10 protein-coding genes are annotated in these 10800 nt (G+C 50.5%); 5 read left to right on the plus strand and 5 right to left on the minus strand.

All coding sequences use genetic code 11. The features are described from left to right. Positions 1-15: 15 nt before the first annotated feature. From rpsU to hisS, 3 genes are all read right to left on the minus strand, one after another. The gene (gene rpsU, locus Q7S09_01370) at positions 16-273 is read right to left on the minus strand and encodes a 30S ribosomal protein S21 (GenBank protein ID MDO8557825.1); all 258 of its coding nucleotides are present in this window, start codon (positions 271-273) and stop codon (positions 16-18) included. 122 nt (positions 274-395) lie between these two features. After that, positions 396-746 carry a histidine triad nucleotide-binding protein gene (locus Q7S09_01375; protein MDO8557826.1) on the minus strand — a complete coding sequence of 117 codons (351 nt, stop codon included), beginning with the start codon at positions 744-746 and terminating at the stop codon, positions 396-398. A gap of 2 nt (positions 747-748) precedes the next feature. After that, complete coding sequence (gene hisS, locus Q7S09_01380) at positions 749-2107, minus strand: histidine--tRNA ligase (protein ID MDO8557827.1); 1359 nt, start codon at positions 2105-2107, stop codon at positions 749-751. A 431-nt stretch (positions 2108-2538) separates the two neighbouring features. On the opposite strand from hisS, the gene typA reads away from it, so the two are divergent. Together typA and Q7S09_01390 are read left to right on the plus strand one after the other, a co-directional pair. Beyond that, positions 2539-4317, plus strand: coding sequence for a translational GTPase TypA (typA, locus tag Q7S09_01385; GenBank protein ID MDO8557828.1), 1779 nt, complete (start codon positions 2539-2541; stop codon positions 4315-4317). Between the two features lie 4 nt (positions 4318-4321). Beyond that, on the plus strand, positions 4322-5554 hold the full coding sequence (locus Q7S09_01390; GenBank protein MDO8557829.1) for a DEAD/DEAH box helicase: 1233 nt from the start codon (positions 4322-4324) through the stop codon (positions 5552-5554). Between the two features lie 59 nt (positions 5555-5613). On the opposite strand, the gene Q7S09_01395 is transcribed toward Q7S09_01390, so the two are convergent. Then, positions 5614-6054, minus strand: coding sequence for a hypothetical protein (locus tag Q7S09_01395; GenBank protein ID MDO8557830.1), 441 nt, complete (start codon positions 6052-6054; stop codon positions 5614-5616). Between the two features lie 255 nt (positions 6055-6309). Here Q7S09_01395 and Q7S09_01400 point away from each other — a divergent pair, with 255 nt between their 5' ends. The 3 genes from Q7S09_01400 to Q7S09_01410 all read left to right on the plus strand — a co-directional run bounded on the left by Q7S09_01400 (position 6310) and on the right by Q7S09_01410 (position 10609). Continuing rightward, positions 6310-7488 (plus strand): dienelactone hydrolase family protein, encoded by a 1179-nt coding sequence (locus Q7S09_01400; GenBank protein MDO8557831.1) that lies wholly within the window; start codon positions 6310-6312, stop codon positions 7486-7488. Positions 7489-7499: 11 nt separating this feature from the next. Beyond that, entirely contained in the window at positions 7500-8432 is a 933-nt protein-coding gene (locus Q7S09_01405; protein ID MDO8557832.1) for a matrixin family metalloprotease, read from the plus strand. Between the two features lie 107 nt (positions 8433-8539). Then, positions 8540-10609: a KUP/HAK/KT family potassium transporter gene (locus tag Q7S09_01410; protein ID MDO8557833.1), complete on the plus strand. Its 2070-nt coding sequence runs from the start codon at positions 8540-8542 to the stop codon at positions 10607-10609. Here Q7S09_01410 and Q7S09_01415 read toward each other — a convergent pair. Beyond that, the coding region (locus Q7S09_01415) for a hypothetical protein (GenBank protein ID MDO8557834.1) at positions 10587-10800 on the minus strand (214 nt) is incomplete at its 5' end. The two genes, Q7S09_01410 and Q7S09_01415, sit on opposite strands and share 23 nt — an antisense overlap.

Consider the following 10800-nt stretch of genomic DNA (forward strand, 5'->3'; position numbering starts at 1 on the left):
AACAAACAATAAAAACTACTTTCTCTTTTTCTTCAGTTGCGGCGGAACATCCTGCCCTTCCTCTATAATCCCAGCTTTCAAAAGCTTGTGCCGAAGCGCCCGAATCTCAAGTCTCCGGAGAGCCGACTTCTTTTTTTTAAACGAAGACGCGGGCCGCTTGTGATAGCGCACTTTTCGAGCTTCTTTTAAAAGCCCTGCCTGCTGGGCTTTTCGCGTAAAACGCCTCAGAAGGCCGGCAATGCTTTCTTTTTCCCTTCGTGAAACTTCAACCATACAATGCGAGATCAAAAATCAAATCTCAAAAATCAAAATTTAGGAATATCATGAAGGTTTTTCTAGTAAGAAAAACCTTCACTCCTTAATTTTGCATTTTGACTTTTACATTTTGATTTTACCTATAATTCTTCTCCTTTCCGTCCTATCTTTGTACCACCCAGCACGTGCAAATGCAAGTGACCGATGACCTGTCCCCCATCTTCTCCGCAATTGAGAATGAGACGATAGCCTCTTTGATAAACACCGGTTTTCTTCGCCACTTCCTTTGCGGCGATCAGGAGATTCCCCAAAAGCGTCACATCTGTTTCGCCGGCGTCATTTAACGAAGAGATGTGTTTCTTGGGAATCACCAGCACATGTACGGGGGCCGCGGGATGCAGATCCTTGAAGGCGACCAAATACTCATTCTCAAGGACACATTCCCTGGAAATCTCTCCGTTGGCAATTTTGCAGAATACGCAGTCCGACATGATTATGCTCGGTGGCTTGAAGCCGTATCGTCTAAAGTTTTAGCAAACCGTTTTTGCAATTCGTGAATGAGTTTTGTAAGAGGAACGGTTTCTTGTATGCCGCTTGCCATGTCCCGTATGATAACGGTTTCGTCGAGGGCTTCTTTTTGTCCCACAATCAGCGATATGCCGGCATCTTCGCGGTTGGCAACCTTGAGTTGCGATTTAATACTATTGCGCCCGAATGACTCAACGACCCGAATGCCGGCTTTGCGGAGTTTTTCAAAAAGCTTCAAGCTTTTTTTGCGTCCCAATTCTCCCAATTGAGCCAGAAATACCGTTGGAGAAAATGGATCTTTTGCGATAGATGCTTGGATCTTCGTTAATTCCTCGACAACGCGTTCAATCCCGGCAGAAAACCCGACCGCGGGAGCCGATTTGTCTCCCAATATTTCCACTAAATTATCGTATCTTCCTCCGCCGCCGAGCGCCCAACCGGGCCTATCTTCCGGCCAAACTTCAAAAACGGTCTTGGTATAGTAATCCAGCCCCCGCACCAGCCTTGCATTCATACGATACGGCACGTCAATCTCGTCCAAATATTCAAGCACTTCCTTAAAATGGCCATGACACTCCTCACATAAGTGATCCACCGTCTGAGGAGCTTTCTCCGCAATCTCCTTGCATTTTTCCTTGTCGCATTCAAATATCCGCAGAGGGCTTTCTTTCAGCCGTCTTTTGCAGTCCGGGCATAATTTCCGCGCGTCCGGCCGGAAATAATTGACAAGAGCCGCGCGATACTCCGGACGGCATGTTTTACAGCCCAAAGAATTTATCTCAACGGTATACGCCGTAATGCCCAATTCCTTCAGCACTGCCGTAAAAAGCTGTATGAGCTGGGCGTCCAGAACCGCATTTATTTCCCCAATAATCTCTGCGCCGAACTGATGAAATTGCCGATACCTTCCGGCCTGCTGCCGTTCGTAGCGGAACATCGGCCCCCAATACCAGAGTTTTAGGGGCTGAGGTAAGTTGAACATGCCGTTTTCATAGTAGGCGCGCGCAATGCCCGCGGTGTTCTCTGGGCGAAGCGTTACTGAATCGCCGCCCTTGGTTCGGAAAGTATACATTTGTTTTTGCACAACATCCGTTGACTTACCTACGGCGCGGATAAAAAGTTCCGTATCTTCCAGAATGGGCGTCTCAATGCCCTCAAAACCGTATGCGTCGGCTACGCTCAAAAAAAGAGACCTGATTCGCTCCATAAAGCGCATCTCCTGGGGAAGAACGTCACGCGTGCCCTTTACTGACTGTAGAGGTGCGGCGCTTTTTTTGGCGACTGCGGGTTTTTCAAGCTTTATTTTTTTAATACCTTTTGACATACTCGGTACTACGATCCGATGCGAATTTTTAACTCTGCTGGACTTCGCTTCGATATAATAAAAAATAAGAAGTGGGGCGGCCAGAGGAAGCAAAACCCCATGTTATGTCGCGACGTGTGGCACGTGGTTGTTGTGCCGAACACGGATGATAGCCATTATAAAGCTATAAGCAAAAAGTGTCAAAATTCGTTAGCTCGCCAACTCCTCTTTTATGATTGACGGCCAAGCTTATTTGACGAGAATTCTTCGCTGGTATATACTATCCTTAGTGTTTCTGGAATGCTTCTGGGCCACAAACGGCCTCTTTTTTTATGGGTCCCGTTAGAGACCGCGGTCGCTAATATGGGAATGACCATAAAGCAAGACTAAGATTATTTAATAATGTTAATCACGCGGGTCGCTTAATTTAAGTGCGACCTGTCTCTAACGGGATGGATATACGTAATATTGCTATTATCGCCCATGTTGACCACGGCAAGACCACGCTGACCGACGCACTTTTGCGTCAGACCGGGGTTGCCGCCGAGGGCGTTTCTATGGATTCAAACGCTTTAGAGCTCGAGCGCGGGATTACCATTTACTCAAAAAATGCGGCGATATTCTATAAAGATACAAAAATAAACATCGTGGATACGCCGGGGCACGCCGACTTCGGGAGCGAGGTAGAACGGGTGCTGCGCTCCATCGATTCGGTACTTCTTGTGGTAGATGCACAGGAGGGGCCCATGCCCCAGACGCGTTTTGTGCTGAAAAAATCCCTTGAACTTGGCCTACGGCCCATCGTCGTCATAAACAAAATAGATAAGCCTGCGGCCGACCCTGCGCGCACGGAAGAGCAGGTGCTTGAACTTTTTTTGGAACTCGGCGCAAGCAATGTGCAGGCGGATTTTCCTGTCGTCTTCTCCGTAGGGCGGGAGGGTATCGCCAAGGCGCGTCTTACGGATAAATCTGAAAACCTCACGCCATTGCTTGAGACCGTACTTTCCCATGTGCCCGTTGCTTCCAATACTTCTCCCGACACGCCCCTTCGCCTGCAGCCATTCAACCTTGGTTATGATAATTTTATGGGCCGGCTTGCCATAGGCCGCGTATACGAAGGAAGAGTTGTGCCCGGGCAAAACGTTTTTGTGAAAAAGCCGTCGGGAGAAACTCGGCAGGGAAAAATAAACAAAGTTTTCACTTTCAGGGGCCTAGAGCGGATAGAGAGCTCCGAGGCGCTGGCAGGAGATATCGTACTTGTTTCTGGTCTTCCGGATATTGACATAGGAGAGACCGTAACCACAGATGGGGAAGCGTCTCCGCTTCCGGGCATTGCTGTGGATGAGCCGACTATTGCCCTTAATTTTCTCATAAACAATTCGCCGTTTGCCGGACGCGATGGAACGTATGTGACATCCCGGCAAATTCGGGAGAGACTTGAGCGGGAGCTAGAAGTAAATGTGGGACTTCGTATTATTTTTGAAGCCTCCGACAGTTTCCGCGTATTTGGACGTGGGGAACTGCACATCGCCATTCTGCTGGAAAACATGCGCCGTGAAGGCTATGAATTGCAGGTTTCCCAGCCGCAGGTCATTATACGAGAAGAGAACGGTGTGAAAACCGAGCCGTTTGAAGAGGTTATTGTGGATACGCCGAGCAAATACCAGGGCGCCATCATCGAACGCCTTGGCACGCGTGGATTTACGCTCGGAGACCTGCGTGCTCACGGAGATATCATACGGCTTTCTTTTACCGGTCCCACCCGCGGGCTCTTGGGATATCGAAATCAATTCATCATAGACACGAAGGGTGAGGGCATTCTTTCTTCGCGCGTTGTCGGCTTTCGGCCGCATGTGGGCGATATGCGCAACCGCACGGTAGGGTCCATGGTATCCATGGCGAGCGGGAAAGCGCTTGGTTTCTCGCTTTGGAACTTACAGGATAGGGGCACGCTGTACATAGGGCCCAGCACAGAAGTTTACGAGGGCATGGTCATCGGCAACGTTACCAAGGGAAACGATCTGGCCGTGAACCCCACAAAGGGAAAACAGCTTACCAACATGCGCGCATCGGGGTCGGACGAAGCCATAGACCTTACTCCACCATTCACGCTTTCCATTGAACGCGGGCTTGAAATTATGGCTGAAGACGAATATCTTGAGATAACTCCGATAAGCGTTCGCCTGCGCAAACAATATCTTACGGCGAACGAGCGCTCTAAACATAAGTAAAAATATGCAAACTCCTCCGCAACCTCCTTCGACATTCTATGGCCTGGGCATCGCGCCCCGGCTGCTCGATGTCCTGGATAAATTAAAATTTACAACACCAACACCCATCCAGCAAAAAGCTATTCCCATCGCCATCGAGGGACAAGACCTCATCGGTATTGCGCAGACGGGAACTGGAAAAACTCTGGCATTCGGCATTCCCATGATACAGCGCCTTGCCCAGGTGAAGGGAAAGGGTCTGATCATCTTGCCAACCCGGGAGCTGGCGCTGCAAGTAGATGAGGTGCTTCATTCCATCGGCCGGTCCATTAATTTGCGTACAGCCGTGCTTATTGGAGGCGCTTCCATGAAACTGCAGATAGACGCACTACGTAAAAATCCGCACGTACTGGTGGCGACACCCGGCCGCATTAACGACCATCTCGAACAAAGAAATCTGACTTTGGGCGACGTGCGGATATTGGTGCTGGACGAAGCCGACCGCATGCTTGATATGGGCTTTTTGCCGCAGCTTCGGCGGATACTACAGCTGGTGCCGCGCGAGAGGCAGACGATGCTGTTCTCCGCAACGATGCCCGCCGATATCGTCCGTATCGCCTCCTCCTACATGCGCACGCCGGTCCGCACCGAGATAGCGCGTCCGGGAACCGCGGCAGAAAAAGTTGCGCACGAACTTTTCATCGTGGAAAAGCATGACAAAATAAGACTTCTTGAAAAATTGCTTAACGAATATCGCGGGACGGTTCTGGTATTCTCTCGGACAAAATTCGGCGCAAAGAAAATATGTAGCGTCCTTAGGCATATAGGCGTTGCCGCCTCGGAGATCCACTCAAACCGTTCGCTTGCCCAACGAAGAGACGCGCTTGAGGGGTTCAAGTCCGGAAAATACCGGGTGCTTATCGCAACCGATATCGCCGCGCGTGGCATAGATGTTGTGGGAATTGAACTGGTTATCAACTACGATATTCCTGACAATCCCGAGGATTACATTCACCGTATCGGCCGTACGGGACGGGCGGGGTTATCGGGACGCGCGATATCGTTCGCATCGGCGGACCAGGGACAGGAGGTTCGCGAGATAGAAAAACTTGCGCGCATCATGCTGCCCATAACCAAACTTCCCGAGCTTCCGCCTGCGCGCCCCCACCCAAACATCCGCCCCGATTTCTATCCGCGTCGGCCCATGCACCAATCATACCCGAGAGGATTTAAAGCTCGTGAACGGCAAAGACGATGAGACAAAAACATCCGCTTTTAAAGCGGATGTTTTTTCGTTTTGGTTTATAAACGGAGCGCTTAGGGTTGTACCGTAAGCGTCGCCACGCCCGCGCCGTCGCATTCGATGCTATGAATTCCCACGGGGCTTGCGAAGACCGTAACATAATCTCTGGGGGCAATGTTGAACGTTTGCATACTCACCCGAACCTTTCTGCCCGTGTAATCAAGATTGTCTATGGCAAAATTCGAATCTTGTTTAAGCGTCAGGCTGTTGGGCGTTGCGACGCATTGTAAAAGCGCTATGCGCGGAAGCGTTGTCTCTTTTGGCGCTTGGGCTGCTGGTTTTTGTGTTCCCGCGGGCGATATGGGCGTATTGCCGTCCGCAGGGATGGTCGTTGTGGTCAGCCCCGAAGGAGTCGGGCTTCCGGTGAGAGTTTCGGCAGGGGTCTCGCGCGTCCCGTACCAGTATCCCGCGTATACGGAGAAAAGAAGTGCCAGAACAATGAGCATGTATTTCATATATGAAATCGCTTACAAGTTATAATTAACGTAATTGTAGTCTAACAGGATTTATCAGAAAAACCAACCATCTTCGCTCCGTTAGAAGCAGGTCGCGATTTTACATTCTTCTCGTATGCAATAATTATTTTGAAGAAAATTTTTCTTAAATGGCATCAGTGACTATTCTGAAAACAATCGTGACTTCTAGCGGGGTTCACAAAAGCCGCATTTGGCCCTATACTAGTGTTTAGTAAATAATTAAATAAAAATCTTATGCAGGCGTATGTAAAGATAGGCGTTGGTATTTTAGTCGTAGGGGGGCTTGTAGGAGCTTCTTCGTTTTTAATTGGCAGTAAGGCGCCGAGTAAAGACATGATGCGTAACGAAATACAGTCGGCCTCAAAATCCCCCGAAAGTTCGAATTCCTTTATGCTTAAGGGTCAAACGGGTATTGCAATAAAAACAGACGAGCCGGAATATGTAGCCGGAGTGAAAGGATTTTTTGCAATGCCCCAGGCCCCGGGAGCATATCCGGGAGTGGTCATGATACACGAATGGTGGGGTCTTAACGACAACATTCGCGATATGGCCCGAGAACTTGCGAAAGAGGGATATGCGGTGCTTGCAGTAGATCTTTTTGGAAAGGTTGCCGCAAACTCCGACGAAGCCAGGGCCCAGGTTGGAGCGCTTGATCAGACGCGCGCGCTTGAGAATTTGAAAGCGGCCGCGAAATATTTGAAGGACGGGGGAGCCCCGAAAATAGCCTCGCTTGGCTGGTGTTTCGGCGGCGGGCAATCTTTACAACTTGCGCTATCGGGAGAAGATCTTGCGGCAACCATCATCTACTACGGAAACCTTGTTACCGAAGAACAAAAACTTTCCTCCATTCATTGGCCGGTGCTTGGTATTTTTGGGGACAAGGACCAGTCTATTCCGGTGAGCCGCGTGCAGGAATTCGATTCCGCATTAGACAAGCTCGGCATAGCTAATAATATCCATGTCTACCCCGGCGTAGGACACGCATTTGCAAATCCTTCCGGCGCGAACTGGGCACCGGACGAAACGAAAGATGCATGGACAAAAACCTTGAGCTTCCTCTCGGATAATCTCAAGGAGGCAGATGCCCCGAATCCGACAATAAAACAGACAAGTGCGGCAAAGGAATTTACCATGACAGCGTTTTACGAGATGATTGACGATAAACCCAAGCCCCAATTTTCTCTCAATGAAATGCGCGTAAAGAGAGGTGATGCGGTGCGCATTAATATCACAAACACCAAGGGTATGCATGATTTTGTCATTGATGAGTATGGTATTCAAAAAGAAACGCCACTCAATAAAGCAGTTACCGTAGAATTTACCGCCGATAAAGCCGGTTCATTCGTCTACTATTGCTCAATGCCCAATCACAGGGCTCTGGGCCAGTGGGGAACGCTGGTGGTTGAGGGATAGTCCGGCGCCACATGTTCAAGACCGTCAAAACGATTTTCAGTCTTGCCTTGATATGCGCGCTTGCCGTGGTTTTTTGGGGGCGCCTTGAACGTCTTCTTCCGCGCCTCTACACGCAATATTTTCCGTGTCGGGCTCCCATTTCCTATCGGGTGTCTTCTTTCGATTCAAGATTCGGCATATCACGACAGGATTTTCTCGGGGCCATAGACGACGCCGCGAATATATGGGAGGAAGCCGCGCAGAGAGACCTTTTTGCGGCACATCCCGATGGGGACCTGGGCATTGGTCTTGTATACGACTTTCGGCAGGAAGCGACCGAAAAACTTGGTAAGCTCGGCCTCGTCATTTCGGATACCCAGGCTTCTTACGACGCACTGAAGGCGAAATACGATGCGCTATACAAGGACTACAATCGTCTTAAGAGCCTTTTCGATTCGCGCCTTGCCATATTTCAAAAGCGCAAAAATGCGTATGATGCAGAAGTATCGCAGTGGAACGGACGCGGCGGAGCTTCTAAGGATATTTACGGACGTTTGCAGGAAGAGCGGGAGTGGCTGGAAAAAGAAATTGGCGAACTCAACAATCTCCAAGATGCCGTAAATATAGCCGTCGCAGATATTAATGCGCTTGTGCCGGCGCTGAAACGGGTTGCCTCTGCGCTGAATCTGGATGCGGCGCGCTTTAACGAGGTGGGCCGGGAGCGCGGGGAAGAATTTGAAGAAGGTACGTATCGCGAAGGGCCGGAAGGAAGAGAAATCGTTATCTATCAATTCGACGATATGCAAAAACTCATACGGGTTTTGGCGCACGAACTGGGACACGCGCTTGGCCTGGAGCACTTGGAAGATCCCAAAGCCATGATGTATCGGCTGAATCAGGGGACGAGCGGACAGCTTGCCGGCTCGGACATTGTCCAACTTAAGAAGTTGTGCGGAATGCAATAGGAAAAATAAAGTCCGCGGACTTGCGCAGCCCCGTAGTACGTGGTATGATATATTCTTGTATCTTGAAAGCTACATATTAACCACGTACTGCATTCGAGGAGGTATAGATGAATACGATTAAGGAAGGTGGACGGAATGCCTGGGTGCTCGCATTTCTGGCGCTCGGCGTCGTCTTTGGCGACATCGGGACCTCGCCCCTCTACGCACTTCGGGAGACATTCTTCGGACACTACCCGCTTGACCGCACGCTTGCCAATGTCGTCGGAGCGCTTTCGCTTTTTTTCTGGTCGTTGGCGGTCGTTGTTACGATAAAGTATGTCTTGCTTGTCATGCGCGCCGACAATGATGGCGAAGGAGGCATATTCGCTCTTCTAGGACTTATTCGGCAGAACGAGACAAAAACGCCCAAGCGTCTTTTTGCGGTCTCGGTCGGAGCGATCATCGCCGGAGCGGCTTTGCTCTATGGAGACGCCTTCATCACGCCTGCCATTTCCGTGCTTTCGGCGGTTGAGGGGTTGGCGGTGGTCGCCCCATCGCTTGGACCTCTTGTTGTGCCCATCGCGATAGTTATTCTTGCAGGACTCTTCTCGATCCAAAGACGCGGTACGCACTGGGTCGGAAGCCTGTTCGGGCCGGTCATTCTCCTTTGGTTTTTCGCGCTTGTCGTTCTTGCGATCCCGCAGCTCTGGCGCCATCCGGAAGTTTTTACAGCGCTCAATCCGTTCTACGGCTTACAGTTCCTTGCGCATCATGGATGGAAATCTTTCTGGATACTCGGCGCGGTGGTATTGTGCGTTACCGGCGGCGAAGCACTATACGCGCACCTTGGCCATTTTGGGCGCGGCGCCATAACCCGTGCATGGGTATTCCTGGTATATCCCGCCCTTACACTCAACTACTTTGGTCAGGGAGGGCGGCTCCTCGAAGAGACGGCCATACCAAACAACAACCTATTCTACAGTCTGGTTCCGGCATGGGCCATGTGGCCCATGATCGGTCTTGCAACGGCGGCGACAGTCATTGCAAGTCAGGCCATGATATCCGGATCCTTCGCGGTTACGGCGCAAGCAATAGCCTTGGGAGTGTTCCCCAGGCTTCGCGCGGTCCATACGAATCCCGACGTGCAGGGCCAGATCTATGTGCCGTTTATTAATTGGACGCTCTTTGGCGGCTGCCTGGCGTTCATCTTGCATTTTAAAACGTCAGGAGCACTTGCTGCGGCGTACGGAATTGCGGTAACGGGCACGATGGCGATCACAACGGCTGTATTCTTTATCGTTGCGCACTACGGATGGAAATGGAGACTTGCCTTCATCGGTCCAGTGGTGTTGCTGCTTACCGCCGTTGACCTCGCATTTTTTTCCGCGAACATGCTGAAATTCCTCGATGGCGGCTTCGTGCTTATCGCGGTAGGACTTTTGCTCTTTGTCGTGATGTGGATCTGGCGATGGGGAAGAATGGTGTTTGCCAAAGCACACCATAGTTATACCCGCAACCGCGATATCAATTGGCTTTTACATCTCAAAAGCCGTCTAGAAAAAGAGGGCGGTGTCTTGAAGGATGGGCGCTCGCGGTCATTTGTGGAAAACGACCGCGTTGTGGTGTTTCTTGCATCGCGTCCGGTAGAAGCCCCCCGGGACCTCATACCGGTAACGCTTCGCGTGTATCTGAAACGGCACGGCGCCATGCCCAAGCACATCATCATGCTTACCGTCGTGCAGGATAAAGTTCCATACATTCGGGGCAATCGCATTTCGATACAGAACCTCGGTCGAGATGTGTTCGGCGTGCAGGCCCACTTCGGCTTTATGGAGAACCCCGATGTTGTTGAAATTCTGCGGGATGCGAAGCTCCGGAAAGTGGTTGGGGGAGAACTCCACCGCTGCACCATAGAGATCGGGGAAGAAGACCTTGTCATCCACAAAAATGCAAGAATCCTTGACCGTTTTTGCGGGAGAATTCTTGAAAACTTACAGCGGCTTGCAATTTCCGCCCATCACTACTTCGGACTCGGAGACGTCCCTGGCATATCCAAAATAGTGATTCCTGTCGATATTGACCGTGATGGCGTCCGGATAGATATTCCGGAATTTGCTTTCGATCCGCGCGAAGCGGTAGCAGACATTGACCCGGATACGCTTAAAGAAAGCGAGATTACCTACGAACCGCTTCGGTAAGAACGAAGTTGTTTAAAAAGCCCGGATAAAACACTTTCCGGGCATTTTTAATGTTTCGTCTGAAATTTCTGCAGGAAATTTCAGCTACGAAACGAAACCCCGTACCAATTCTCCAATAGGACTCTGTATGGCACAGCTGGAAGCCGCCAGGCGTCACCGTGAAAATGACTTTTGTATACCACGGTTTGCCG

The sequence above is a fragment of the bacterium genome, assembly GCA_030649025.1.
In the GTDB taxonomy this organism is placed as follows: domain Bacteria; phylum Patescibacteriota; class Minisyncoccia; order JAUYLV01; family JAUYLV01; genus JAUSGO01.

What these genes read in the sequence shown, in the direction of transcription:
- Q7S09_01405 (MDO8557832.1), top strand. Translation starts at nt 7,500, where the DNA reads ATGTTCAAGACCGTCAAAACGATTTTCAGTCTTGCCTTGATATGCGCG.
- typA (MDO8557828.1), top strand. Translation starts at nt 2,539, where the DNA reads ATGGATATACGTAATATTGCTATTATCGCCCATGTTGACCACGGCAAG.
- Q7S09_01410 (MDO8557833.1), top strand. Translation starts at nt 8,540, where the DNA reads ATGAATACGATTAAGGAAGGTGGACGGAATGCCTGGGTGCTCGCATTT.
- Q7S09_01375 (MDO8557826.1), bottom strand. Translation starts at nt 746, where the DNA reads ATGTCGGACTGCGTATTCTGCAAAATTGCCAACGGAGAGATTTCCAGG.
- hisS (MDO8557827.1), bottom strand. Translation starts at nt 2,107, where the DNA reads ATGTCAAAAGGTATTAAAAAAATAAAGCTTGAAAAACCCGCAGTCGCC.
- Q7S09_01400 (MDO8557831.1), top strand. Translation starts at nt 6,310, where the DNA reads ATGCAGGCGTATGTAAAGATAGGCGTTGGTATTTTAGTCGTAGGGGGG.
- rpsU (MDO8557825.1), bottom strand. Translation starts at nt 273, where the DNA reads ATGGTTGAAGTTTCACGAAGGGAAAAAGAAAGCATTGCCGGCCTTCTG.
- Q7S09_01395 (MDO8557830.1), bottom strand. Translation starts at nt 6,054, where the DNA reads ATGAAATACATGCTCATTGTTCTGGCACTTCTTTTCTCCGTATACGCG.
- Q7S09_01390 (MDO8557829.1), top strand. Translation starts at nt 4,322, where the DNA reads ATGCAAACTCCTCCGCAACCTCCTTCGACATTCTATGGCCTGGGCATC.